The sequence below is a fragment of the Paracoccus sp. NIOT.M2S5SZ12 genome, from assembly GCF_057748165.1.
Window position 1 is genome coordinate 172,333 of the sequence record NZ_JBYLFR010000004.1, and the last position, 25,146, is coordinate 197,478.

Below are 25,146 nucleotides of genomic sequence, written 5' to 3' on the forward strand. Positions count from 1 at the left end.
ATGCGCGTGATCGAACGGACGCTTCTGGACCTGTCGGTCCTGGCGCTGATCGCCCTGGGGCTGGTGATCTTCGCCAATGTCGTGGCGCGCGCGCTGTTCGGCACCAGCGTGCCCGACGCCATCATCCTGGTGCGCGAGCTGATGGTGGCGGCCGTGATCCTGCCCATGGCGGCGGCGACCGCGGCGCGCAGCCATGTCGCCGTCACCTTCGTCAGCGACCGCCTGCCCCGGCGGATGCGGTCGCGGCTGATCGTGCTGGGCCATGTCGCGGGTCTTTTGGCGCTGACGCCGCTGATCTATGCGGCCTGGCGCGTGGCGGCGCAGGCCTTCGCCTCGGGCGAGTTCTACTATGGCGACCTGAACATCCCGCGCTGGCCGGGCGTGGCGCTGTTCCTTGCCGGGCTGGCGCTGATGTGGGTGCGGCTGGCCGCGCTGCTGGCGGGCGATCTGGCGCAGCTGCGCCGGGGCGACGCGATCCTGGATGCCGACGGACATGAGGTGAACTGATGGACCCGATGACGATCGGCCTGGTGGCCATGGCCGCCGTTCTGGTGCTTCTGGCGGCGCGCGTGCCCATCGCCTTCGCGCTGGCCGGGGTGGCGGCGACCGGCACCTTCCTGGTCTATGCGACCCGCGCGGGGGGCTTTGCGCCCGAACGCGCGTTGAACCCGACCAGCTCGGTCGTGTTCTCGAACTTCTTCGACCTGGTCCATTCCTACGACCTGTCGATGGTGCCGCTGTTCGTGGCCCTGGGCAACATCGCCTTCCATGCGGGCATCACCACGCGCATCTATGACGCGGCGGCGGTCTGGCTGCGCCAGCTGCCGGGCGGGGTGGCCATGGCCTCGGTGCTGGGCTGCGGGGGCTTCTCTGCCATCTCGGGCTCGTCCATCGCCTGCGCCTCGACCATGGGCCGCATCTGCGTGCCCGAGATGCTGCGCATGGGGTACGACCCGAAACTGGCCACGGCCTCGGTCGCGGTGGGGGGCACGCTCGGCTCGCTGATCCCGCCCTCGGTCCTCTTCATCCTCTACGGCATCTTCACCGAGACCTCGATCGCGCAGCTGTTCCTCGCGGGCGTGCTGCCGGGGCTGGTCTCGCTGGCGGGGATGCTGCTCGTCATCGCCTGGTGGGTGGGCCGCAACCCGGCCGCCGCCCCCGCGGGCAAGGCCGGCGGCGCCAGCCGGCGCGAGGCGGCCATCGCCGCCTGGCCCGCGCTGATGCTGTTCGTCGTGATCGTCGGCGGCATCTATGGCGGCATCTTCACCGCGACCGAGGCCGCCGCCGTCAGCGTCGTGCTGACCACGCTGATCGGCTTCGCGCAGCGCCGCCTGACCCCGGGCGTGCTGTGGCGCGCCATCCGCGAGAGCCTGACCCAGACCGCCGCGATCTTCCTGATCGCGGGTGCGGCCAAGATCTTCGTCAGCTTCGTCGCGCTGACCGGGATGGCGGGCGCGGTCGTGGGCATGGTGTCGGACGCGCAGCTGTCCTTCGCCATGCTGATGCTGGTGATCGTCGTGATCTATCTGGTCCTGGGCATGTTCCTCGACCCGATCGGCATCATGGTGCTGACGCTGCCCTTCATGGTTCCGCTGGTGGACGGCTATGACATGAACCTGATCTGGTTCGGCGTCATCGTCGTCAAGCTGCTGGAGATCGGGCTGATCACGCCCCCCGTCGGGCTGAACGTCTTCGTGGTCAGCAACGTGACCAGGAATGTCAGCATCGACACGATCTTTGCGGGCGTCACGCGCTTTCTGGTCGTGGACGTGCTGGTCCTGGTGCTGCTGATCCTGTTCCCGATCATCTCGCTGCTGCTGCCGGGATCCATGTGATGAGCCCCGAACCCCGCCCGGATTACGAGGAGGACCGCAACTTTGCCACCACGCTGGCGCGGGGCCTGTCGGTGCTGCGCGCCTTCCGGGCGGGGGATGACGGCCTGACCAATGCCCAGATCGCCGAACGGACCGGCCTGCCGAAATCGACCGTGTCGCGGCTGACCTTCACCCTGGGCTGCCTGGGCTATCTGACGCAGCCGCAGCGCAACGACCGCTATCGCCCCGGGCCGACACTTCTGGCGATGGGGCATGTGGCGGCGGCGTCGCTGTCCTTTCTGGACGCGGCGCAGGACATGATGCAGGGCCTGGCCGACCAGACCGGCACGCTGGTCCTGTTCGCGGTGCGCGACCGCGACAAGGTCGCGCTGATGCGCACCTGGCGGCCGCAGCGCGCCGCCTCGATCTGGCTGGAGGTCGGGCACCGCCTGCCCATCGGCGGCTCGTCCTCGGGGCTGGCGGTGCTGGGCGCCTCGACGCGGGACGAATTCGCCTCGCTGATGGCCGATCATCCCGAACCGCCGCTGGACGGGGGCACGCTGGCCGATCTGCGCCTGCAGGCGCGCAGCCAGCTGGTCGCCCGCGGCTATGCGATCGTGGACCCGCGGCTGCGCTATTCCGGCTCGATCTCGGCGGTGTCGGTGCCGTTCCGGTCGGCGCGGCTGGCCGGGCCGGTCGCCTTTTCCTGCGGTGCGCTGGACGATGTCCTGCCCGACGACCGCATCCACGCCCATGTCGGCCCCGTCCTGCGCGAGACCGTCGCCCGCCTGCACCGGATGGTCGGCGCCGACGGCACCCCCGCCTGGTCGGGCAGCCCCAATGACTGAGAGGTTTCCGCGATGACTTCCCCCGTGACCTATGCGCGCCAAGGCCGCATCGGGCTGATCACCATCGACAACCCCCCCGTGAACGCCACCGGTCAGGCGGTGCGCGCGGGCCTGATCGACGCCGCCCGCGCCTTCGCCGCCGATGACGCGGCCCGGGCCGGCGTCCTGGTCTGCGCGGGCCGCACCTGGGTGGCGGGGGCCGACATCACCGAGTTCGGGCGTCCGCCGCAGGCGCCCTTCCTGCCCGACGTGATCGCCGCCATCGAGGCGCTGGAGAAGCCCGTCGTCGCCGCCATTCACGGCACCGCTCTGGGCGGCGGGCTGGAGCTGGCCATGGGCTGCCATGCGCGCATCGCGGCGCCTTCGGCCCGGATGGGCCTGCCCGAGGTGACCCTGGGCCTTCTGCCCGGCGCGGGCGGCACGCAGCGCCTGCCGCGCCTGATCGGCCTGATGCCCGCGCTGGAGGCGATGACCTCGGCCCGCCAGATCCCCGCCCCTGAGGCGCGCGAGCTGGGCCTGATCGACGCGCTGGCCGAGGGCGAGCTGACCGCCGCCGCCATCGCCCTGGCCGAGACGCTGGCCGGCCAGCCCCCCCGCCGCACCCGCGACCTGCCCGCGCCCGAGGCGGACCCCGCCGCGACCGACGCGCTGAAGGCCAGGCTGGCGCGCAGCCTGCCCGGCCAGATCGCCCAGACAACCGCCGTCGATGTCGCGACCGAGGGGCTGGCCCTGTCCTTCGACGAAGGCATGGCCGTGGAACGCGCGGGCTTTCTGGCGCTGATGGACAGTCCGCAGCGCGCGGCGCTGATCCATGCCTTCTTCGCGGAACGCGCCGTCGCGCATCTGCCGCAGATCGCGGGCGTGCCGCCGCGCGCGCTGGACCGCGTCGGCATCGTCGGCGGCGGGCTGATGGGGGCGGGCATCGCGGTCTCCTGCCTGCTGGCGGGGCTGGACGTGACGCTGCTGGAGCGCGACCAGGCGGGCGCCGACAAGGCGGCGGCCACCGTGGCCGACCTGCTGGCGGGCGCGGTCAGCCGCGGCAAGCTGGCCGCGCCGCGCCGCGACGCCATCCTGGCGGAGGCCTTCCGCACCGCCACCGACCACGCCGCGCTGGCCCAGGCCGACCTGCTGATCGAGGCGGTCTTCGAATCCATGGATGTCAAGCGTCAGGTCTTTGCCGCGCTGGACCGGGTGGCGAAACCGGGCGCGGTCCTGGCCACGAACACCTCCTATCTGGACGTGAACCAGATCGCGGACGCGACCTCGCGCCCGCGCGACGTGATCGGCCTGCATTTCTTCTCTCCGGCCCATGTGATGCGCCTGCTGGAGGTGGTGGTTCCCGACCGCGCCGCCCCGGACGCCGTCGCGACGGGCTTTGCGCTGGCCAGGCGGCTGAAGAAGGTCGCGGTGCGCGCGGGCGTCTGCGACGGCTTCATCGGCAACCGCATCCTGGCGCATTACCGCGCGGCGGTGGATGCGATGGTGCTGGACGGCGCCGACCCGATCGCGGTGGACCGGGCGCTGACCGGGTTCGGCTTTGCGATGGGCCCCTATGCGGTGACCGATCTGGCCGGGCTGGACATCGGCTACATGACCCGACAGCGCAAGGCCGCCGACCGCCATCCGCGCGACCGGGTGCCGGTCTTTGCCGACCGCCTCTACGAACAGGGCCATCTGGGCCGCAAGTCCGGGCGCGGCTATTACGACTATGCGTCCAAGCCCCCGGTGCCGAACCCCGACCTGCCCGCGCTGCTGGAGGCCGTGCGCGCCGATCTGGGCCTGACGCCGCGCGGTTTCGATGCCGATGAGATCGTGACCCGCACCATGGCCGCGATGGTGAACGAGGCCGCCCGCGTGGTCGAGGACGGCACCGCCGCCCGTCCCCTGGATGTCGATGTGGTGATGCTGAACGGATACGGCTTTCCGCGCTGGCGGGGCGGGCCGATGCACTGGGCCGACGCCCATGGCCTGGACCGCATTTTGGACGACATCCGCCGCTTTGCCGCGGAGGACGACCATTTCTGGCGCCCCGCGCCGCTGCTGGTCGATCTGGTGGCCACGGGCCGCCGCTTTGCCGATTTGAACGAAGGACAATCCGCATGAAACAGCCGGTGATCGTCTCGACCGCCCGCACCGCCATCGGGCGCGCCAAGCGCGGCGCCTTCAACCAGACCCACGGGGCCGTGCTGGCCGGGGCCGTGGCCCGCGCCGTGGTCGAACGCGCGGGCATCGACCCCGTCCTGATCGAGGACAGCCTCTGGGGCTGCGGCTATCCCGAGGCCGCGACGGGCGGCAACATCGCCCGCCAGGCGGTGATCCGCGCGGGCCTGCCCGACAGCATCGCGGGCGCGACGGTCAACCGCTTCTGCGCGTCGGGCCTGCAGGCGCTGGCGCAGGGCGCGCAGATGGTCGCCCATGAGGGCGCGCGCGCCGTGCTGGTCGGCGGGGTGGAAAGCATTTCCATGGTCCAGCCGCCGGTGCGCCATTCGCGGGAAGCGTGGATCGAGGCGAACCGCCCCGACCTCTACATGACCATGATCGAGACCGCCGATGTGGTGGCCGCCCGCTATGGGATCACGCGCGAGGCGCAGGACGCCTATGGCGTCGAATCCCAGGCCCGCACGGCCGCCGCGCAGGCCGCCGGGATCTTCGACGATGAGATCATCCCGATGACGGTCACCATGTCCGTCACCGACAAGGCCACCGGCGAGAGCGCCGACCGCGAGGTCACCATCGCCGCCGATGAGGGCAACCGCCCCGGCACCACGCTGGAGGCGCTGGCCAAGCTGGAGCCGGTGCGCGGCGCGGGTCAGTTCATCACCGCGGGCAATGCGTCCCAACTGTCCGACGGGGCGGCGGCGCTGCTGGTCATGGAGGCCGACCTGGCGGCATCGCTGAACCTGGAACCGCTTGGCGCCTTCCGCGGCTTTGCCGTCGCGGGCTGCGCGCCCGACGAGATGGGCATCGGCCCGGTCTTTGCCGTGCCGCGCCTGCTGGAGCGCCACGGGCTGACGGTTGATGACATCGACCTGTGGGAGCTGAACGAGGCCTTCGCCAGTCAGTGCCTCTATTGCCGCGACACGCTTGGCATCGATCCGGCAAAATACAACGTGAACGGCGGGGCCATTTCCATCGGCCATCCCTTCGGCATGACGGGTGCGCGCACCGCGGGCCATCTGCTGCGCGAAGGCCGCCGCCGGGGTGCCAAATGGGGCGTCGTCACCATGTGCGTGGGCGGTGGCCAGGGCGCCGCCGGACTTCTGGAGATCTTCTGATGGACATGAGCTTCACCCCCGAGGAAACCGCCTTCCGCGACGACATCCGCGCCTTTCTGAAGGCCGAGCTGGACCCCGCGCTGGCCCGCAAGGTTCGGCTGCATCACGACCTGACCAAGGCGGAGATGGAGGGCTGGCACGCGAAACTCCAATCGCGCGGCTGGCTGGCCGGGAACTGGCCCAAGGAGTTCGGCGGCGCGGGCTGGACCGCGATCCAGCGGCACATCTTCGAGGAGGAATCGGCCCGCGCCCATGCGCCGCGCATCGTGCCCTTCGGCATCGCCATGCTGGGGCCGGTCCTGCAGAAATTCGGCAGCAAGGAACAGCAGGACTATTGGCTGCCGCGCATCCTGAACGGCGACGACTGGTGGTGCCAGGGCTATTCCGAACCCGGCGCCGGATCGGACCTGGCCAGCCTGCGCACGTCCGCCGTGCGCGACGGCGACCATTATGTCGTCAACGGGCAGAAGACCTGGACCACGCTTGGCCAGCACGCCAACATGATCTTCTGCCTGGTGCGCACCAATGCGACGGGCAAGAAGCAGGAGGGCATCAGCTTCCTGCTGATCGACATGGAGACGCCCGGCGTCACCGTGCGCCCCATCGTCCTGCTCGACGGCACGGCCGAGGTGAACGAGGTCTGGTTCGACAATGTCCGCGTCCCCGCCGCCAATCTGGTCGGCGAGGAGAACCAGGGCTGGACCTATGCCAAATACCTGCTGACGCATGAGCGCACGAACATCGCCGGCGTGGGCTTTGCCACCGCCGCGCTGGACAATCTGAAACGTGTGGCCCGCGCGCAGCGCCATCGCGGCCAGCCGCTGTCCGACGATCCGCTGTTCGCCGCCGAGACGGCGGGGGTCGAGATCGAGCTGATGGCCATGTCCACCACCAACCTGCGCATGCTGTCGGCCGCAGCCCAAGGCCAGGCGCCCGGCATCGAGAGCAGCATGCTCAAGATCAAGGGCACCCAGATCCGCCAGCGGCTGGATGCGCTGACGCGGCGCGCCTATGGCGGGCAGGCGATGGCCCTGACGCTGGAGGGCAACGAAGGCCCCGAGGGCGCCGACGAGGCCCTGGCCGCCAGCGCCACCTGGCTGAACAACCGCAAGCTGTCGATCTACGGCGGCTCGAACGAGGTCCAGCGCAGCATCATCGCCGGCGCGCTGGCAAAAGGATAAGCCCATGGACTTTCAGCTTTCCGACGACCACCGCATGCTGCAGGACAGCCTGCGCGGCATCCTGGCCCGCCATTCCGGCGAGGCGCTGATGCCCGCCCTGGCCGAGGCCGGCGTCCCCCAGGCCCTGCTGACCGAGGCCGAGGGCGGCTTCGACGGATCGGGCGCCGCCGTGGCGCTGATCTTCGAGGCCCTGGGCCGGGCGGGCGCGTCCCTGCCGCTGATCGGCACGATGATCGGCGCCGCGGCCCTGGCGCAGGCGGGTCAGCCTGCTGACGACGGGGCCACCATCGCCTTCGCCGATGCCGAGCCCGGCACGCGTTACGACCGCGGCGTGGCGATCCGCGCGGAGGGCGACCGCCTGACCGGGCGCAAGACCATGGTGGCGGGGGCCGAAGGGGCGGCGGCGATCATCGTCACCACCGCCGATGCGCTGTGGCGGGTGGCGCCCGACGCTACGGGTCTGACCGTCCGCCCCTATCCGCTGATGGACGATCAGCGCGGCGCGGACGTGATCTTTGACGCCACCCCCGCCACGCGGCTTGGGGCGCTGACGAACTTCGACGCGGTGCTGGCGCGGGGCGTCCTGGCCCATGCGGCCTATGCCCTGGGCACGCTGAGCGCTGCGGTCGATCTGACGCTGGACTATCTGCGCACCCGCAAGCAGTTCGGCCAGCCGCTGATCGCCTTCCAAGCGCTCGCGCATCGCGCCGCCGACCTGTCGGTCGAAGTCGAACAGGCGCGCTCCGCCGTCATCAACTTCGCGGGCCACCTGGACGCCGAGGCGCCCCTGCGCGACCGGCATCTGCAGGCCTGCAAGGTCACGCTTGGCCGGGTTGCCCGCCTGGTGGCCGAGGAATCGGTGCAGCTGCATGGCGGCATCGGCATGACCGAGGAATACGCGCTTGGCGGCATGATCCGCCGCCTGCTGGCCGCCGACACGGCCATGGGGGACGCGGATTTCCATCTGGAGCGCTTTGCGCGCGGCGAGCCCGCCTTCGCATGACCCTGATCCACGGCGAAACCGGCACCCAGTCCCTGATCGGCTATGTCCTGGACGTGGGGGACAGGGCGGGGGCGGTCTGCTGGCTGGATCTGGACGACCGCCATCTGAACCGTCAGGGCATCCTGCACGGCGGGCTGGCCGCGACGCTTCTGGACAGCGCGATGGGCGCCACGGGCAGCCTGACGGTCGATGCCACGGGCCGGCATCCCTTCACCACCCTGTCGCTGACGGTGAACTATCTGGCGCCGGGCCTGCCGGGGCGCGTGACCGCCACGGGCCGCGTCACCGGGGGCGGGCGCGCCACCCTGTTCATCGAGGGCGCCTTGCGGCATGAGGACGGCACGCTGATCGCCACCGCGACCGGCGTCTTCCGCAAGACAAGGGCCGCCCCATGACCGACCTCACCAATCCGCATTGCGAAATCAGCGACCTGGGCGACCGCCTGGTGGTCGAGAACCGCAATGCCGCCCGCCGCAACGCGCTGACGCCCGATTTCTACAAGGGCCTGCACCGCGCGCTGGAGCTGGCCACCGACAACTCCCGCATCGGCGCGGTGCTGATCATGGGCGAGGGCGACTTCTTCTGCGCGGGCGGCGATCTGACCATGCTGATCAAGGCGCAGGAGATGCCCGAGGATCAGCGCCGCGCCCGCATCGACGCGCTGAACGACCTGATGCGCGCGGTCGTGGCCTGCCCCCGCCCGGTCATCGCCGTGGTCGAGGGGGGCGCCGCCGGCGCGGGCCTGTCGCTGGCCCTGGCCTGCGACATGATCGTGTCGGCCCGCGATGCGCGTTTCACGGCAGCCTATGTGAATGCCGGGCTGGTGCCCGATGGCGGGCTGACCGCGGCGCTGACCGCCTGCCTGCCGCCGCAGATGGCCGCGTCCATGGCCCTGACCGGCCAGCCCGTGGGCGCGGAACGCCTGCACGCCCTGGGCGTCATCCAGGAACTGACCGAGCCCGGAGAGGCCATCATGGCCGCCATGGCCCTGGCCGACCGCCTGGCCGCAGGGCCCGCCGAGGCGCAGGCCGCGATCAAGCATCTGCTGACCGGCGCCCGCGCCACCCTGCTGGAGGCGCAGCTGAGCGCCGAACGCGACGCGATGGCCACGGCCCTCGCCTCGAGCGAGGCGGCCGAGGGCATCACCGCCTTTCTGGCCAAGCGCCCCCCCGATTTCCGCCGCCTTCGCGAGGATTCATGACCCGTATCCACCAGCTGTTCGACGCCGCCCTTGCGGCCCATCCTGACCGTCCGGCCCTGACCGATTGGACAGGACGCACCCTGACCTATGCCGCGCTGGACGATCTGGTCCGACGGACGCAGGCGGATCTGGCGGCGATGGGCCTGCGCCCCGGCGACCGGCTGCTGGTGGTGGCCGAGAATGCGGCCCCCGTGCCGGTCCTGCTGCTGGCCGCCAGCCGCATGGACGCGGTGCTGGTGCCCGTGAACGCGCGCATGACCGCGCCGGAGCTGGCCAAGATCGCGGCCCATACCGAACCGCGCCTGACCCTGTTTTTGTCCGATGTCAGCGAACCCGCGCGGGTCCATGCGGGCGATGCGCGCGCCGTCACGCTGGCCGGGGCGGCGCTGCATGTCGCGGGGCCGTTCGACGCCATGCCGGAGCAGGTCGAGCCGCAGGACGCGATGACGGCGGTGATCCTCTACACCACCGGCACGACGGGCACGCCCAAGGGGGTGATGCTGACCCACGGGAACCTGATCTTCGGCGGGGAAAGCTCGGCGCGGCTGCGGGGGATGCAGGCGGATGACGTCATCTGGGGCGTGCTGCCGCTGACGCATGTATTCGGGCTGACCTCGATGCTGGCGGCGGGGCTGGCCACCGGTGCGCATATCCGGCTGGAGCCGCGCTTTTCCGCCGCGCAGACGCTGGCCGCGCTGCAATCGGACGTGACCGTCCTGCCCGCCGTGCCGCAGATGCACGCGGCCATCATGGCCGAGGCCCGCGCCCAGGGGCTGGAGCGTCTGGCCCGACCGCTGCGCTATGTCAGCAGCGGCGCGGCGCCCTTGGACCCGGACTGGAAACGGCGGGCCGAGGCCTTCTATGGCATCGCGCTGCAGAACGGCTATGGCATGACCGAGACCACGGCGGGGGTGACCGTCACGAACAACGCCATCGGCGACCCGGACCCCTCGGCGGGCCACCCGCTGCCGGGGGTCCAGATCGCGCTGGACGAGACGATCGGCCGCGAACCCGGCACCGGAGAGGTGCTGACGCGGGGTCCGCACATCATGCGCGGCTATTTCCGCAACGCGGAGGGCACGGCGCAGGTGCTGCGCGACGGCTGGATGCGCACCGGCGATCTGGGCCGGATCGACGCGCAGGGGCGGCTGCACATCGTGGGCCGCTGCAAGGAGCTGATCATCCGCGGCGGCTTCAACGTCTATCCGCCCGAGGTCGAGGCCGCGCTGAACGACCACCCGGCCGTGCTGCAGACCGCCGTGATCGGCCGCGCGCGCGAGGGGGGCGACGAGGATATCCTGGCCTTCTGCCAGCTGATTTCGCCGGATGCGGTGACGGCGGAGGCGCTCGCCGCCCATGCGGCGGCGCGGCTGTCGGCCTACAAGCGGCCCACGCGGATCATCCTGACCGGCCCGCTGCCCGCGGCGGCGACCGGCAAGGTGCTCAAGCACCGGCTGATCGCGCATTTCGCGGATCTGCTGGCCGTCTAGTCCCCCAGGACCAGGCGGTGGCGCGGCGGATAGAACTGCCGCGCGAAGGCGACGGGCAGCCCGTCCAGCAGGGTCACCCGCTCGATCGCCATGACCGGGGTGCCCGGCTCGACCGCCAGATTCCGTGCGCAGGAGCCGCTGGCGGCCTCGGCCAGGATCGAGACGTGGCCCTGGATGACCGGCAGGCTGCGGGCCAGCCATTCCTGCGGGGGTTCGGCGGCGAAAAGAGCGGCATCGGGCGCCGCACCGCTCGGCATGGTCAGCAGGCGCGGATGCAGCCAGATCGCTTCGCAGCAATGCGGACGACCGTCGGCCGTATAGCGCGACTTGACCAGCAGCAGCCGCTCCGATGCGTCAAGCTGCAGTGCCTGCATCGCGGCCGGGCTGGGCGCGCAGGTGACGCATTCCGTCATCTCGTGGCGATAGGTGGCGCCCAGGGCCTCGATCTCGTCGCGGATCACCCGCAGCGACAGGGTGGTGCGGCGCGAGGTCGTCGCAGCGACGCGGGTGCCGACCTTGCGGCGGCGCTGGATGATGCCGCTGTCGGCCAGCTCGCGCAGCGCCCGGTTCACCGTGGCGCGCGCGCAGCCCATCTCGACCGACAGCATCTGCTCGGTGGGGATCAGGCTGCCGGGGGGCCATTCGCCCGACCGGATGCGGCCCAGCACCTCGGCGCGGATGGCCTGCCAGGTGTTCGGACGGCGCCGATCGCCATCGGTACCAGAGGAATGCACGGTCACGCGGGACGAGGGGCTGGATTGGTTCATGGACGACTCCCGACAGGACACCCTATCGTGATAGCCGACGAATAAATAAATGCTAGATGTCCTGAACGCCACGGAGCGGGACATTTGCGACAAACAGGGTGATCAGCGTCGCGATGGCTGTGCTTTCTTTCTGCATCCTGTCTGATAGATGCAGAGCGTGCAAGCATGAAGACGATCCCGATGCCCGATTCGCTCTCTCCCGCCACCGCCCGCCCGCCGTTGACTGCGCCCCGGGCATCGGCACGCACCGCCACCTCCTGGGGGGTGCTGGTGGCGATCAGCCTGTGCCACATGATCAATGACGTGATGCAGTCGATGCTGGCCGCGATCTACCCGCTGCTGCAGACCGAATTCGCGCTGTCCTATACCCAAATCGGGGTGATGACGCTGGCCTTCCAGGTCACGGCATCGCTGCTGCAGCCGATGATCGGCATGGCAACCGACCGCCATCCCCAGCCCCGCTCGCTGCCCTTCGGGATGATGTCCACGCTGACCGGCGTCACGATGCTGGGCCTCGCGGACAGCTATGGCTGGCTTCTGGCGGGGGCGATGCTGATCGGCATCGGCTCGGCGGTGTTCCACCCGGAAAGCTCGCGCGTGGCGCGCACCGCGTCGGGGGGACGTTTCGGCACGGCGCAGTCGCTGTTCCAGCTGGGCGGCAATGGCGGGCAGGCGATGGGACCGCTGCTGGCGGCCTTCGTGGTCGTGCCTATGGGGCGTCCGGCGGTGGCCTGGTTCGCGCTGGCCGCGGCGCTCGGCGCGGCGATCCTGTGGCGCGTGGGGGCCTGGGCCGAGGATCGCCGCCGCGCCGCCGCGGCCGTCCCCGACCGCAGCCTGCGCCTGCCGCGCGCGACGGTGATCTGCGCCATCTCGGTGCTGGCGGTGCTGGTCTTCACCAAGAACATCTACACCGCCTCGATGAGCAGCTATTTCACCTTCTTCTCCATCGACCGCTTCGGCCTGTCCACCCAGGGCGCGCAGCTGATGCTGTTCCTGTTCCTGGCGGGCATGGCCGGGGGGGTGATGCTGGGCGGGGTGATCGGCGACCGGGTCGGGCCGCTGACGGTCATCTGGGTGTCGATCCTGGGCGTGCTGCCTCTCACGCTGGCGCTGCCGCATGTGGGGCTGGTGCCGACCGGCGTGCTGGCGGTGCTGATCGGGCTGATCCTGGCCTCCGCCTTCCCGGCCATCGTCGTCTTCGCGCAGGAGCTGGTGCCGGGGCGGACGGGCATGATCGCCGGGCTGTTCTTCGGCTTCTCCTTCGGGATGGGCGGCATCTCGGCGGCGGCGCTCGGGGTGCTGGCCGATGCGCAGGGCATCCGGACGGTGTTCCTGATCTGCTCGGCGCTGCCGGTGCTGGGGCTGCTGACAGTGCTGCTGCCGCGCAACGCGCGGCCCTGATGGCGCGGCCCGTGGTCCATATCGGGCCCGACGGCCCGGTGGACGACGCGCTGGCCGCGCTGTTCCGCGCGAACGGTCACCCCGTCGCCTGCCACGAGGGCGGACGCTTGGCCGCCGACATCCTCTACGCGATGGGGCAGGGGACGCCTCCCCTGCGGGACTGGCCGGGCATGCGGCTCTTCGCGGGGCTCTATCGGGACCGACCGTCATGGCGTCCGCGGCTGGAGGCCTGGCGCTGTGCCGCCTTCTTGCGCGAGCGGATGCCCGATGCGGTCTTCCTGCTGACCCGCCCCACCCAGGACGACCCCGAAGGCACGGCCCATCAGGCGGCGGTCGAGGCGCTGTTCGCGGGCGATCCGCGGCTGATCGTGCTGGACCTGGCCACGACCCGCCCGGCTGATCTGGCCGCGCGTCTGTCGGACATCGTCCCGCTGCCCATCGTCCCCCGGTCCCGCTGGCCCGAACCCCGCGTGCGGGCCGATGCCCCGCCCCCGCCCCGCGCACCAGAGGGCTGGGCGGCGGATGTCGCGCGCTTCTGCCTGTCGGGCGCGCGGGCCCGCGCGCCGGGCGATCTGTCGGGCCTGTCGGGCTTTGCCTGCCATTGGGACGGGACGCTGTCCGGGCGGGGCGCGGTGACGGACGCCAAGGGCGCACCGCGCCAGTTCACGCTGGTCACGCCCCCCGGCGGGCGCCCGATGGCCTTGGCGCGCGAGGGGCGGCATTTCAAGCTGATCCGCGCCGAGGGGGTCATCAACGACATCCTGTCCCTGGACCGCCGCGACCCGGTCTGGATCGACATGGAGGACAGCCGCTGGTTCGGCAGCGCCCAAGGCGCGGCCCTGGACCGGCCGGTCCTGTGCCACAACCGTCGCGCCGGCGCGGTGAACGCCGTGCTATGGCCGCTGCCCGACCAGCACGCGGTGGGGCTGCCGGGCTTCGATCCGGCCACGCCGCCCGACGACATCCCGTGGGAGGAGAAGCAGGACCGGCTGGTCTGGCGCGGCATGATCTCGGGCTCGGAGATGCGGCCCGGCGTGAAGCCCGGCCCCGCCAGCCATGTCTGGCTGGCCCGCCTGGCCAAGGCGGCGACCCCCGCCGACCGCCGGGCCGCATGGGAAGGGCTGTGCCGCACGAACCGCATGGCCTTCCTGCGCGCCCATATCGACGATCCGGATTTCGACGTGGGGCTGGTGCTGGCCCATGCCTTTCGCCACCATGCCGACGACCCGCTGATCGCACCCTTCTGCCGGCCGCGCATGGGGCCGCGCGACTTTGACGCCTTCCGCTACCGGCTGTGCATGACGGGCTATGACCACGGCTCGAACTTCATCTCGGGGCTGGACCAGAACGGGGTGCTGCTGGCCGAGGAGGACGGCTGGCAGGTCTTCTATTCGGGCCGCTTCCGGCCGTGGGTCCATTACATCCCCGTGGCGCGTCACCTGACCGACCTGCGCGACAAGCTGGCCTGGGCGCGCGCCCATCCCGACCGGTGCCGCGCCATATCCGCCGCCGCCCGGGCAGAGGCCGCGCATCTGCGCGACCCCGCCGCGCGGGCCGCGCTGACGGGTCTGATCCTCGACGGGCTGGCGGCGCTGCGCTAGAACCGCGGGCATGACCCAGATCCGCATCGAACCCCTGACCGCCGCCGCCTTCGCCCCCTTCGGGCAGGTCCTGACCCCGCGCGCCACGCCCGACCGCATGATCAATGCGGGCCGCTGCGAGCGCCATCACGCGCTGGCCACCGTCGAACGCGGCGGCGGCGAGGCGATCATCAGCCTGTTCCGCAGCCAGGCCGTCAGCCTGCCCCATGACTGCACCCTGCTGGAGCGTCACCCCCTGGGCAGCCAGGCCTTCATGCCGCTCGGGCCCGATCCCTGGCTGTCGGTCGTGGCGCCCGATGTGGACGGGCGTCCGGGGCCGCTGCGCGCCTTCCTGGTGCCGGCCCATACGGGGGTGAACCTGGACGCGGGAACCTGGCACGGGGTGCTGACGCCGCTGGACCGCGCGGCCGATTTCCTGGTGGTGGACCGCGAGGGCGCGGGCACCAACCTGGAGGAGGTCACCATCCCCCCCGTCCGGATCACCGCCTGATGCCCGACCTGTCGCTGGAGACCGCGCTGCGCGACGCGGGCGCGCGCCATGTCGCGGGCGTGGACGAGGTCGGCCGCGGCCCGCTGGCCGGGCCGGTGACGGCGGCGGCGGTGATCCTGCCCGACGGTTCGCTGCCCGAGGGCCTGGACGACAGCAAGCGTCTGACCGCGCCGCGCCGGGCGGCGCTGGCCGAATGGATCGCGGCGCATTGCGACTGGTCGGTCGCCCATGTCGAGGTGGCCGAGATCGACGCGCTGAACATCCTTCGCGCCAGCCATGTCGCCATGTGCCGCGCCCTGGCCGGGCTGCGCACGCGCCCCTGCCACGTCCTGGTGGACGGCAACCTGCTGCCGCGCGATCTGGACCTGCCCGCGACGGCGGTGGTCAAGGGCGACGGGCGCAGCCTCTCCATCGCCGCGGCCTCGATCCTGGCCAAGCAGGCGCGCGACGCGATCATGGTGGATTTGGCGCAACAGCATCCCGGTTATGGCTGGGAGGTGAATGCGGGATATCCGACACCGGCCCATAAACGCGCGCTGCTAAATCTGGGGATCACCCCACATCATAGGCGGTCATTCAAGCCCGTCCACAATATCTTGTGTAAACCCCCCTTTGTAAGTGACTGATTCGAAAAAGAAATTGACGCCGATTCGCATCTGAATCATCTTTGGGGCCATACCAGACCGGCAAAAGCCGGCATTTCCCGAAGGCAGAGCACGATGAAAACCAAGGTCCAGCGCGCGGATTCCGCGCGCCCGTCACCGCATGATCCCTTACCGCTGAACCAGATTCTGGCGGGCGACTGCATCGAGGTCATGAACGCGCTGCCCGCCGGCAGCGTCGATCTGATCTTTGCCGATCCGCCCTACAACCTGCAGCTTCGCGGCGATCTGCACCGGCCGGACAACAGCCGGGTCGATGCGGTGGACGACCATTGGGACCAGTTCTCCAGCTTTGCCGATTACGACGCCTTCACCCGCGCTTGGCTGGCCGCCGCGCGCCGCCTGCTGAAGCCGAACGGCGCGATCTGGGTGATCGGCAGCTATCACAACATCTTCCGCGTCGGCGCCGAGATCCAGAACCAGGGCTTCTGGATCATGAACGACGTGATCTGGCGCAAGTCGAACCCGATGCCGAACTTCCGCGGCAAGCGTCTGACCAACGCGCATGAGACGCTGATCTGGGCCGCGAAGTCGGAAAACGCCAAGTACACCTTCAACTACGAGGCGCTGAAGTCGCTGAACGAGGGCGTGCAGATGCGCAGCGATTGGGTCCTGCCGATCTGCAACGGCGGCGAGCGTCTGAAGGATGCCGCGGGTGAGAAGGCCCATCCGACCCAGAAGCCCGAGAGTCTGCTGCACCGCGTCATCATCGGCACGACCAATCCCGGCGACGTGGTGCTGGACCCGTTCTTCGGCACGGGCACCACCGGCGCGGTCGCCAAGATGCTGGGCCGCGCCTATGTCGGGATCGAGCGCGAGGAGGCCTATCGCGAGGTCGCCGCCCGCCGCCTGTCCCGCGTCCGCCCGCTGGACGCCGAGGCCATCGCCACGACCCGCGCCAAGCGCGCCGAGGTGCGCATCCCCTTCGGCCAGGTGATCGAGCGCGGCATGCTGCGCCCCGGCGAGGAGCTGTATTCCCTGGGCAACCGCCACAAGGCCAAGGTCCGCGCCGACGGCAGCCTGATCGGCAACGACGTCAAGGGATCGATCCATCAGGTCGGCGCCGCGCTGGAGGGTGCGCCCTCGTGCAACGGCTGGACCTACTGGCATTTCCGCCGCGAGGGCAAGATGATCCCGCTGGACATCCTGCGCCAGCAGATCAGGGCCGAGATGGAATCCCGGCCCAACTGACCCCCATTCCGTTCGCCAGTCTGGCGCCGCGCTGCCGCGCGGGCCGGGCCGCCTTGCCCCGCCATGTCCGCATGGCGGGGATCTTTCGTTCAGCGGATCGTCTCGAGGAAACTGCGCACCCCGTCCGCCTCGGTCCGTCCGCCGCCCGCCAGCCATTCCAGCAGCGAGGCCGTCGCCGGGTCGGAATGGCGCATCTGCCAATCGCCGAACAGCCGCCGGTCCAGCCGCCCTTGGTCGATCACCGTCACGCCCACATGGCGGTCATCGTCGCGCAACCGCTCCATCAGCCGCGACAGGGTGAAGCGCGGCCCCTCCAGCCATTGAAAGAACAGCCCGTTCTCATGGTGCAGGCAGCCGGTCAGCCCGCGTTCGGCATTGCGCCGCCGGGCCTGGTTCAGGATCGCCTCCAGATCTGCCCGCCCCAGCCCTGGACGCGCCACGCTGCGATACAGCATGTACCCCATGTCCCCCGCCCCGGTCAGGGCTGCCGCCCAATGCGGCCTGTCGCCCTCCGCCAGTCCCGAATCGTCATACATGGTCGATCAACCCGTGCGTGTATTTTCACTACACAAATACCATGGGGGTAGATCGCGGCATAGGGAACCGTCCGGAGGCGATTCATTGCACGGATGGTTAACGCGGACCCCGGCGGCGGCGCGTCACAGCGCGTTTCGCGGCAGGGGCAGGGTGCCGCGGTTGTAGCCGCTCCAGTCCTCGATCTCGGGGTAGAAGCGGCGGCGCCAGGCGCGCACCCGCGGGTTCATGCGCCGCCGCCACAGAGGCGGGACCATCGCCAGCAGGGTCATCGCCGGATAGCCCATCGGCAGCTGCGGGGCCTCGTCCTCGGAATAGGTCTGCAGCAGCGGAAAGCGGCGGTCGGGCCGGGTGTGGTGGTCTGAATGGCGCTGAAGGTTGATCAGCAGCCAGTTGGTCGCGGTGTGGCTGGCGTTCCAGCTGTGGCGCGGGCGGACGGGCTCGTATCGCCCCTCGCCCAGATGCTTGCGGGACAGGCCGTAATGCTCGACGTAATTGGTCAGCTCCAGCTGCCAGACGGCGATGAAGGCCTGGAACAGGAACAGACCCAGGCCGGCCCATCCGCCAAGCGCCAGCGCCCCGGCCAGCATCCCCGCCTGCAGCGCGCCATAGCGCCAGAACGGGTTGCGCCGGTCCAGAGGCCCGCGCCCGGCCCGCGCCAGGAACCGCGTCTCGGCCCGCCAGGCGCTGGCCGGGCCATGGGTCAGGACCCGGCCGAAGAAGCGGTAGAACCCCTCGTTGTAGCGCGCCGAGACCGCGTCGCGCGGGGTCGAGACCCAGGAGTGATGGACCAGCAGATGCTCGGTCCGGAAATGCGAATAGAGCACCGAGGCCAGCAGCAGGTCGCCCAGCCAGCGTTCGGCCCGCGACTTCTGGTGCAGCAGTTCGTGGGCATAGACGATGCCCACGCTGCCCGACATCACGCCCTGCGCGAAGAACAGGCCCAGAAGCTCCCATCCCGACAGATGCGTGCCATGCCCCGCCAGCCACAGGCAACAGGCCAGGGTCGCCGCCTGCAGCGGGAACCAGATCAGCGTGACCGCGCGGTGCCAGAACAGCTGTTCGGGACCGGTGTCGGGGTCCGGATTGTCGGGGTTCAGCCCCAGCACCCCGTCCAGCGCGGTGGTCAGATACCAGGCATAGGCCGGCACGACCAGCCACCACGCCCCGCCCCGCCACGCGGCCAGCGCCATCAGCGGGACCAGCGCCACCGACAGCCAGAAGGGCGCCGCAGCGGGGATCGGGGAACGGGGCGATTCGCTCATGCCCCGATGCTAGGCGCTCAGCTGCGGTCGCGCCATATCCCAGACCTTGCGCATCAGCCCCGGCAGGGCCGCGGGGTCGATCTGCGCCAGGGGGACCAGCTCTCCGCGCGTGGGATTGCCGGCAAGCGTGCCAAGCTGCACCGTCAGGTCCAGCGTGAAATGGGTGAAGACATGGCGCACCGTGCCCAGGTCGCGCCAGTCGGCCGGGCCGGGAGGCGGCAGGTCGCGCCCGTCCCACCCGGCCGAGGGAAAGGCCAGCACCCCGCCCAGAAGCCCCTGCGGCGGGCGATGTTCCAGCAGCAGCGCGTCGCCCTGACGGGCCAGCCAGACGGTGCCGCTGCGCTGCGGCTTGGGCAGCTTGGGCGTCTTGCGGGGCAGTTCGGCCGCGATGCCCTGCGCGCGCGCGTCGCAATGCGCCTGCAGCGGGCAGATCACGCAGGCCGGGCTGCGCGGCGTGCAGATGGTCGCGCCCAGATCCATCATCGCCTGCGCATAGTCGCCGGGCCGCGCCGCGGGGGTCAGAGTATCGGCCAAGGCGACCAGTTCCGGCTTGGCGCGGGGCAGGGGGGTCTGGACCGCGACGAGCCGCGCGACCACGCGTTCGACATTGCCGTCCACCACGGTCTCGGCCCGGTCGAAGGCGATCGCGGCGATGGCCGCGGAGGTATAGGCGCCGATGCCCGGCAGCGCCTGAAGGCCCGCGCGGCTGTCGGGAAAGCCGCCCATGGCCGTCACCGCCCGCGCGCAGGCCAGAAGGTTGCGCGCCCGCGCGTAATAGCCAAGGCCCGCCCATTCGGCCATGACCTGCGCGTCGGGCGCCGCCGCCAGGTCCTGCACCGTCGGCCAGATCGCGGTGAAGCGCAGGAAATACGCCTTGACCGCCGCCACGGTGGTCTGCTGCAGCATCACCTCGGACAGCCAGACGCGATAGGGGTCGGCGGGCGGCCCGCCCGGCGGTACGCGCCAGGGCAGGTCGCGGGCATGGCGGTCATACCAGGCCAGAAGGTCGGGGGCGATCACCTTGCTTTCACGCAATTATGTGGGCCTTTGCAGAAGGGCGCGCTTTCATCCGGGGGGATGGCTGGCTAAGGATGGGCGCGTGATAGCAGCAAAGGCGTCCATGGCCCACCCGTCCCATCCCGCCGCAGACCGGTCCCGTCGTCGCAGCCGCGGCTTTCAGGCGGCCTCCAGCCTGTTGGCGGCGCGGGTGCAGAAGGCGGCCGAGGGACGCGGCTTCGCCGTCACGCGGCTGTTGACCCATTGGCCCGAGATCGCGGGCGCGCAGCTGGCCGCCGTGACCCGTCCGGTGCGCATCAGCCATGCGCGGGGCGGTCTGGGCGCGACGCTGACGCTGCTGACGACCGGCCCGATGGCCCCCATGGTCGAGATGCAGCTGCCGCAGCTGCGCGAACGGGTGAACGCCTGCTATGGCTACAACGCGGTCAGCCGCATCACCCTGACCCAGACCGCGGCCTCGGGCTTTGCCGAGGGGCACGCCCGCTTCACCCACGCCCCGCCCGAACCTCCGGCCCCCGATCCGGTGCTGCTGGAACGGGCCGCGGGGGTCGCCCGACAGTTCGACGATCCCGGCCTGGCCCAGGCCATGGCCCGGCTGGCGATGAATGTCGCCCGCCGCCGATCCTGACCCATCTGCCCGACCCGAAAGGATTACCCATGTTTCTTCGCACCGCCGCCGCCGCCTTCGCCCTGACGCTGGCGACCCCCGTCCTGGCGCAGGACGCGGCCGCCCCCGCGACCCTGCCCGATATCGCGCAGGGGGCCGAGGACGCGCCGCTGACCATCGTCGAATATGCCAGCTTCACCTGCGGGCATTGCGCGAACTTTCACAGCGACGTCTATCCGCAGCTGAAGGCCGAATACATCGACACCGGCAAGGTCCGCTTCGTGCAGCGCGACGTCTATTTCGACCAGCCGGGCCTGTGGGCGGGCGTTCTGGCGCGCTGCGGCGGGGACGAGAAGTTCTATCCCGTCAGCGGCATGCTGTTCGACGAGCAGTCGGAATGGCTGGCCGGCGGTTCGGGCGACGAGATCGCGGCCAACCTGCGCCGCATCGGCCTCAAGGCCGGCATGACCGAGGAGCAGATGACCGCCTGCTGGAACGACACCGGCAAGGTCGAGCAGCTGATCGCCACCTTCCAGGCCAATGCCACCGCCGACGAGGTCGAGGCGACGCCGACCTTCATCATCGGCGGCGAGAAGGTCTCGAACCAGCCGTGGGAGAGCATGAAGGAGGTCATCGACACCAAGCTGGCCGAGGCCGCCCCGGCCGAGTGACCGTCCCTTCCCGATCCGACAGGCAGCGCGCCGGAGGTCCATCCTTCGGCGCGATTGCTTTTCGGGCCGACTGACCGCAGGATCGGTCTGCGGCACGCTGTCGCGCATCACGAGGGATGATCTGTCATGATCCAGGAATTCAAGACCTTCATCGCCCGCGGCAATGTCATCGACCTTGCCGTCGGCATCATCATCGGCGCCGCCTTCACCGCCATCGTCAATTCGCTGGTGGTGGACCTGATCAACCCGATCCTGGGCCTGCTGACCGGGGGCATCGACTTCACCGACAAGTATCTGGTCCTGTCCGGCAACGTCCCGGATGGTGCCAGCCTGGCCGCCGCGCGCGATTCGGGCGCCGCGATCTTCGCCTATGGCGCCTTCGCCATGGCGGTGCTGAACTTCCTGATCGTGGCCTGGGCGGTGTTCCTGCTGGTCAAGGCGGTGAACCGCCTGCAGCGCGCCGCGATCCGCAAGGAGGAGGCCAAGGAGGCCGCCCCCGCCGGTCCCAGCCAGGAGGAGCTGCTGGCCCAGATCCGCGACCTGCTGGCGGACCGGGCGAACCCGGTCTGACGCTCAGCAGGACAGGGCGGTCTCCGGGGTGACGGCCTCCAGGCCCAAGGCCTCGCCCACCGGGGGCGAGGTCAGCCGGCCGTCATGCACCGACAGCCCCGCGCGCAGATGGGAGTCATCGCTCAGCGCGCGGTGCCAGCCCTTGTCGGCCAGCGCCAGCAGATGCGGCAGGGTGACGTTGCCCAGGGCCTGCGTGCTGGTGCGCGCAACCGCGCCCGGCATGTTCGCCACGCAGTAATGCACGATGCCGTCGACCTCGTAGATCGGGTCCTGGTGGGTCGTCGCGCGCGAGGTCTGGAAGCAGCCGCCCTGGTCGATGGCCACGTCCACCAGCACGGCGCCCTGTGGCATGGTGGACAGCTGTTCGCGGCTGATCAGCTTGGGCGCCGCCGCGCCGGGGATCAGCACGGCCCCGATCACCATATCGGCGGTGCGAATCGCCTCGGCCGTGGCCGCGGCGCTGGCGAACTGCGTGGTCAGGCGGCCCATGAAGATGTCGTCCAGATAGGACAGGCGCGGCACCGACCGGTCCATGACCGTCACGTTCGCGCCCATGCCCACCGCCACGCGCGCGGCCGCGGTGCCCACGACCCCGCCGCCGATCACCACGACATTGGCGGGCCGCACGCCCGGCACACCGCCCATCAGCACGCCGCGCCCGCCATTGGCCTTCTGCAGCGCCCAGGACCCGACCTGCGGGGCCAAGCGTCCGGCGACCTCGGACATGGGGGCCAGCAGCGGCAGCCCGCCCCGCGCATCGGTCACGGTCTCATAGGCGATGGCCGTCACGCCGCTGTCCAGCAGGTCGCGCGTCTGGTCCGGGTCGGGGGCCAGGTGCAGATAGGTGAACAGGATCTGGCCGCGCGCCAGCATGCGGCGTTCGGCGGGCTGCGGCTCCTTGACCTTCACGATCAACTCGGCCTCGCCGAAGACGGCCGCCGCATCGGGCACGATCCGCGCCCCTGCGGCGGCATAGTCGTCATCGGCAAAGCCCGCCCCCTCTCCGGCGCCGGACTGGATCAGGACGGTGTGGCCGCGTCCGACCGCCTCGGCGGCGGCGGCGGAGGTCATGCCCACGCGAAATTCCTGCGGCTTGACCTCTTTCGGGCATCCGATCTTCATGGCTCTCTCCTCTCCCTTGGGATTCCATCCTGACAGGTCGCATCCGCAAGGTGCTGCGAAGCAGGGGCGTCCATTCTGTCCTTGGGCGAAGAAATCGCTGGCAACGGCCCGCCCGATCGAAGAATCTGCCGGCATGGCCGAACTTGACGCAATAGACCGACGCATCCTGTCCCTGCTTCAGAAAGAGGGGCGAATCAGCAATGCCGAACTGGCGCTTCGGGTGCATCTGTCGCCCTCGGCCTGCCACCGCCGGGTGCAGCGGCTGGAGGAGGCGGGGGTCATCTCGGGCTATGTCGCGCTCTTGGACGCGCGGGCGCTGCGCCGGCAGACCACCGTCTTCGTCGAGATCACCCTGTCGGGTCAGGCGGACGAGGTTCTGGACGCCTTCGAACGCGGCGTGCGGACCATCCCCGACGTGCTGGAATGCCACCTGATGGCGGGCACGGCCGACTATCTGCTGAAGATTGTGGTCGAGGATACCGACGACTTCGCCCGCATCCACCGCCAGCACCTGGCCCGCCTGCCGGGGGTCGCGCAGATGCATTCCAGCTTCGCCCTGCGCACGGTCTTCCGGACCACGGCGATTCCCGTCTGAACCGCGTCGAGGGAACCTTCCGGACCTCCTGCCGCGTTGTGCCGCCAGACAGACAACTGGAGACGCACGATGTTGAAGACTCCGTTCAAGGCCCTGATGCTGGGCACCACCCTGACCGCGGGCAGCCTGATGGCCGGCACCGCCATCGCCCAGACCACCGCGGTCGAATCGCCCCAAGGGACGACCGTGATCGTTCCCGACGAAGCGCTGGAGGCGGCCCCCGCCCAAGGCTTCGTGGTCGAGGGCGACTATCCCCGGCTGGAAAGCATCGAGAACTATGAGGCCATCACCGAGACGCTATCGGCGCAGGGCTATTCCGACATCTTCATCCAGCGCGAAGGCCCGATCCTGACGATCACGGCTCAGCGTGGTGGCGTGCCGACCGAACTGGTCTACAGCACCGCCAACGGTCGTCTGGTGTCGGTCGACGGGGTCGAGACGCGGGCCGAGCCCGAGGGATCGTCCGGCACGGATGTTGGGCCTGATGCGACCGGCGGAGATCCGGCCGGGAGTGGCGGCGGCGTCGTCGGTGGCGGCACGACCGTAGGTGAGGATGGCGAGGCTGGTACCGGCGACGATGGTACGGACGGGTCTGATGGTGGCGATACCGGCACCGACGGCGGCGACACCGGCGGCGATGGCGGCGATACCGGCGGCGATGGCGGCGACACCGGCACGGACGGCGGCAACGGCGGTTCGGACGGCGGAGATGCCGGCGGTGACTCCGGTGGTGATGCCGGCGGCGACGGCGGTTCGGACGGTGGTGATTCGGGCGGCTCGGACAGCAACGGCTGATCGCGCGCCCACCGTCACGCAGGCAAAAGAAAACCCCCGCGGCATGGCGCCGCGGGGGTTTCCAAATGACACATGTCGCGTCGTCTTACAGCGCGCCTTCGCGCTGTGCCTTTTTACGGGCCAGCTTGCGGGCGCGGCGAACGGCCTCGGCCTTTTCACGGGCTTTCTTGACCGACGGCTTCTCGAAATGCTGCTTGAGCTTCATTTCGCGGAAGACACCTTCGCGCTGAAGTTTTTTCTTCAGGGCACGGAGCGCCTGTTCGACGTTGTTGTCGCGAACATTGACCTGCATGTGGTTGTCACCACCTTCCTAGGTTAGAGTTGATCAATTGCAGGAAGCGTCCCCCTAGCAGCGGCGGGCGCGAATGTCCAGACGAGGTATGCATGACCCAGACAGACCGAGACGCATTGCTGGATGCCGCCCTGATCCATGTCCCCTTCGAGGGGATGAACGACCTGGCCCTGGCCGCGGGCGCCCGCGACATCGGCATGGATGTTGCGCTGATCCGGGTGCATTTCCCGCATGGCGGCGCCGATCTGGCCGCGGCCTATCACCGCCGCGCGGACCGGGCGCTGCGCGAGGCGCTGGCGGCCACCCCGCCCGAGGGCCGGTTCCGCGACCGCGTGGCCGAGGCCGTCTGGCGGCGGCTGCAGCTGTCGGACCCCGAACTGGTGCGCGCCGGCGCGGCCACGCTGGCCCTGCCGCAGAACGCGACCCTGGCCGCGCGGCTGGTCTGGGAAACGGCGGACGTGATCTGGACCGCCCTGGGCGACCGGTCGCAGGACGTGAACTGGTATTCGAAACGCGCGACGCTGTCGGCGGTGATCTCGGCCAGCGTGCTGTTCTGGCTGGGCGACGAGTCCGAGGACGAAGCCGAGACGCGCGCCTTCATCGACCGGCGCATCGACGGCATCATGTCGATCGAGACCGTGAAGGCCCGCCTGCGCCGCCTGCCGGGGGCCTCGCGGTTGGCCGATGCGACCCTGGGCTGGATCCGCGCGCCGCGCGACCGCGCCCTGCCCGGACGGGCGCGATAGGAAGGACC

General features: G+C 70.4%; 27 protein-coding genes. 21 read left to right on the forward strand and 6 right to left on the reverse strand.

Features of this window, described 5'->3' with window-relative positions; genetic code table 11:
- From AC2SGK_RS05635 to AC2SGK_RS05680, 10 genes are read left to right on the forward strand one after another with little or no spacing between them, the layout of a single operon-like run.
- Positions 1–507, forward strand: a complete 507-nt coding sequence (locus AC2SGK_RS05635) for a TRAP transporter small permease (protein WP_488322611.1) — start codon at positions 1–3, stop codon at positions 505–507.
- Positions 507–1,835, forward strand: coding sequence for a TRAP transporter large permease (locus AC2SGK_RS05640; protein ID WP_488322612.1), 1,329 nt, complete (start codon positions 507–509; stop codon positions 1,833–1,835). Before AC2SGK_RS05635 ends, AC2SGK_RS05640 begins: the two co-directional genes overlap by 1 nt.
- On the forward strand, positions 1,835–2,662 hold the full coding sequence (locus tag AC2SGK_RS05645; RefSeq protein ID WP_488322613.1) for an IclR family transcriptional regulator: 828 nt from the start codon (positions 1,835–1,837) through the stop codon (positions 2,660–2,662). Before AC2SGK_RS05640 ends, AC2SGK_RS05645 begins: the two co-directional genes overlap by 1 nt.
- Positions 2,663–2,674: 12 nt before the next feature.
- Complete coding sequence (locus tag AC2SGK_RS05650; RefSeq protein WP_488322614.1) at positions 2,675–4,765, forward strand: 3-hydroxyacyl-CoA dehydrogenase NAD-binding domain-containing protein; 2,091 nt, start codon at positions 2,675–2,677, stop codon at positions 4,763–4,765.
- Complete coding sequence (locus tag AC2SGK_RS05655; RefSeq protein WP_488322615.1) at positions 4,762–5,937, forward strand: acetyl-CoA C-acyltransferase; 1,176 nt, start codon at positions 4,762–4,764, stop codon at positions 5,935–5,937. The genes AC2SGK_RS05650 and AC2SGK_RS05655 overlap by 4 nt, the downstream gene beginning before the upstream one ends.
- A complete protein-coding gene (locus AC2SGK_RS05660; RefSeq protein WP_488322616.1) occupies positions 5,937–7,118 on the forward strand; it encodes an acyl-CoA dehydrogenase family protein in 1,182 nt (393 codons plus the stop codon). The genes AC2SGK_RS05655 and AC2SGK_RS05660 overlap by 1 nt, the downstream gene beginning before the upstream one ends.
- 4 nt (positions 7,119–7,122) lie before the next feature.
- Complete coding sequence (locus AC2SGK_RS05665; RefSeq protein WP_488322617.1) at positions 7,123–8,121, forward strand: acyl-CoA dehydrogenase family protein; 999 nt, start codon at positions 7,123–7,125, stop codon at positions 8,119–8,121.
- The gene (locus AC2SGK_RS05670; RefSeq protein WP_194886146.1) at positions 8,118–8,516 is read left to right on the forward strand and encodes a PaaI family thioesterase; all 399 of its coding nucleotides are present in this window, start codon (positions 8,118–8,120) and stop codon (positions 8,514–8,516) included. The genes AC2SGK_RS05665 and AC2SGK_RS05670 overlap by 4 nt, the downstream gene beginning before the upstream one ends.
- Positions 8,513–9,322 carry an oxepin-CoA hydrolase, alternative type gene (locus AC2SGK_RS05675; protein ID WP_488322618.1) on the forward strand — a complete coding sequence of 270 codons (810 nt, stop codon included), beginning with the start codon at positions 8,513–8,515 and terminating at the stop codon, positions 9,320–9,322. Before AC2SGK_RS05670 ends, AC2SGK_RS05675 begins: the two co-directional genes overlap by 4 nt.
- Positions 9,319–10,812 carry a class I adenylate-forming enzyme family protein gene (locus tag AC2SGK_RS05680; protein WP_488322619.1) on the forward strand — a complete coding sequence of 498 codons (1,494 nt, stop codon included), beginning with the start codon at positions 9,319–9,321 and terminating at the stop codon, positions 10,810–10,812. The genes AC2SGK_RS05675 and AC2SGK_RS05680 overlap by 4 nt, the downstream gene beginning before the upstream one ends.
- On the opposite strand, the gene AC2SGK_RS05685 is transcribed toward AC2SGK_RS05680, so the two are convergent.
- Positions 10,809–11,579 (reverse strand): GntR family transcriptional regulator, encoded by a 771-nt coding sequence (locus tag AC2SGK_RS05685; protein WP_488322620.1) that lies wholly within the window; start codon positions 11,577–11,579, stop codon positions 10,809–10,811. The genes AC2SGK_RS05680 and AC2SGK_RS05685 overlap by 4 nt on opposite strands.
- Positions 11,580–11,744: 165 nt before the next feature.
- On the opposite strand from AC2SGK_RS05685, the gene AC2SGK_RS05690 reads away from it, so the two are divergent.
- The 5 genes from AC2SGK_RS05690 (at position 11,745) to AC2SGK_RS05710 (ending at position 16,924) form a co-directional block, all read left to right on the forward strand.
- Positions 11,745–12,980 carry an MFS transporter gene (locus tag AC2SGK_RS05690; protein ID WP_488322621.1) on the forward strand — a complete coding sequence of 412 codons (1,236 nt, stop codon included), beginning with the start codon at positions 11,745–11,747 and terminating at the stop codon, positions 12,978–12,980.
- On the forward strand, positions 12,980–14,581 hold the full coding sequence (locus AC2SGK_RS05695) for a glycosyl transferase family 90 (protein WP_488322622.1): 1,602 nt from the start codon (positions 12,980–12,982) through the stop codon (positions 14,579–14,581). The genes AC2SGK_RS05690 and AC2SGK_RS05695 overlap by 1 nt, the downstream gene beginning before the upstream one ends.
- Positions 14,582–14,591: 10 nt before the next feature.
- Positions 14,592–15,071, forward strand: coding sequence for an ureidoglycolate lyase (locus AC2SGK_RS05700; protein WP_488322623.1), 480 nt, complete (start codon positions 14,592–14,594; stop codon positions 15,069–15,071).
- Positions 15,071–15,697 carry a ribonuclease HII gene (gene rnhB / locus AC2SGK_RS05705; RefSeq protein WP_488322624.1) on the forward strand — a complete coding sequence of 209 codons (627 nt, stop codon included), beginning with the start codon at positions 15,071–15,073 and terminating at the stop codon, positions 15,695–15,697. Before AC2SGK_RS05700 ends, rnhB begins: the two co-directional genes overlap by 1 nt.
- Before the next feature lie 93 nt (positions 15,698–15,790).
- Positions 15,791–16,924, forward strand: a complete 1,134-nt coding sequence (locus AC2SGK_RS05710; RefSeq protein ID WP_488322625.1) for a DNA methyltransferase — start codon at positions 15,791–15,793, stop codon at positions 16,922–16,924.
- Between the two features lie 89 nt (positions 16,925–17,013).
- On the opposite strand, the gene AC2SGK_RS05715 is transcribed toward AC2SGK_RS05710, so the two are convergent.
- The 3 genes from AC2SGK_RS05715 to AC2SGK_RS05725 all read right to left on the reverse strand — a co-directional run bounded on the left by AC2SGK_RS05715 (position 17,014) and on the right by AC2SGK_RS05725 (position 19,758).
- Positions 17,014–17,460, reverse strand: a complete 447-nt coding sequence (locus AC2SGK_RS05715; protein ID WP_488322626.1) for a BLUF domain-containing protein — start codon at positions 17,458–17,460, stop codon at positions 17,014–17,016.
- Between the two features lie 123 nt (positions 17,461–17,583).
- A complete protein-coding gene (locus AC2SGK_RS05720; protein ID WP_488322627.1) occupies positions 17,584–18,723 on the reverse strand; it encodes an alkane 1-monooxygenase in 1,140 nt (379 codons plus the stop codon).
- A gap of 9 nt (positions 18,724–18,732) precedes the next feature.
- On the reverse strand, positions 18,733–19,758 hold the full coding sequence (locus AC2SGK_RS05725) for an A/G-specific adenine glycosylase (protein ID WP_488322628.1): 1,026 nt from the start codon (positions 19,756–19,758) through the stop codon (positions 18,733–18,735).
- An 85-nt stretch (positions 19,759–19,843) separates the two neighbouring features.
- Between AC2SGK_RS05725 and AC2SGK_RS05730 the strand changes: the two genes are divergently transcribed.
- The 3 genes from AC2SGK_RS05730 (at position 19,844) to mscL (ending at position 21,588) form a co-directional block, all read left to right on the forward strand.
- Positions 19,844–20,368 (forward strand): DUF721 domain-containing protein, encoded by a 525-nt coding sequence (locus tag AC2SGK_RS05730; protein WP_488322629.1) that lies wholly within the window; start codon positions 19,844–19,846, stop codon positions 20,366–20,368.
- A gap of 29 nt (positions 20,369–20,397) precedes the next feature.
- A complete protein-coding gene (locus tag AC2SGK_RS05735; protein ID WP_488322630.1) occupies positions 20,398–21,018 on the forward strand; it encodes a DsbA family protein in 621 nt (206 codons plus the stop codon).
- A gap of 126 nt (positions 21,019–21,144) precedes the next feature.
- A complete protein-coding gene (mscL, locus tag AC2SGK_RS05740; protein ID WP_488322631.1) occupies positions 21,145–21,588 on the forward strand; it encodes a large conductance mechanosensitive channel protein MscL in 444 nt (147 codons plus the stop codon).
- Between the two features lie 3 nt (positions 21,589–21,591).
- Here mscL and ald read toward each other — a convergent pair whose 3' ends face one another.
- Positions 21,592–22,710, reverse strand: coding sequence for an alanine dehydrogenase (gene ald, locus AC2SGK_RS05745; RefSeq protein ID WP_488322632.1), 1,119 nt, complete (start codon positions 22,708–22,710; stop codon positions 21,592–21,594).
- 133 nt (positions 22,711–22,843) lie between these two features.
- On the opposite strand from ald, the gene AC2SGK_RS05750 reads away from it, so the two are divergent.
- Entirely contained in the window at positions 22,844–23,305 is a 462-nt protein-coding gene (locus AC2SGK_RS05750) for an Lrp/AsnC family transcriptional regulator (protein WP_488322633.1), read from the forward strand.
- A 96-nt stretch (positions 23,306–23,401) separates the two neighbouring features.
- Entirely contained in the window at positions 23,402–24,100 is a 699-nt protein-coding gene (locus AC2SGK_RS05755) for a hypothetical protein (RefSeq protein ID WP_488322634.1), read from the forward strand.
- Between the two features lie 85 nt (positions 24,101–24,185).
- On the opposite strand, the gene rpsU is transcribed toward AC2SGK_RS05755, so the two are convergent.
- Complete coding sequence (gene rpsU, locus AC2SGK_RS05760; protein ID WP_081994671.1) at positions 24,186–24,392, reverse strand: 30S ribosomal protein S21; 207 nt, start codon at positions 24,390–24,392, stop codon at positions 24,186–24,188.
- Between the two features lie 92 nt (positions 24,393–24,484).
- Between rpsU and AC2SGK_RS05765 the strand changes: the two genes are divergently transcribed.
- Positions 24,485–25,138 carry a COQ9 family protein gene (locus AC2SGK_RS05765; protein WP_488322635.1) on the forward strand — a complete coding sequence of 218 codons (654 nt, stop codon included), beginning with the start codon at positions 24,485–24,487 and terminating at the stop codon, positions 25,136–25,138.
- Positions 25,139–25,146 lie beyond the last annotated feature (8 nt).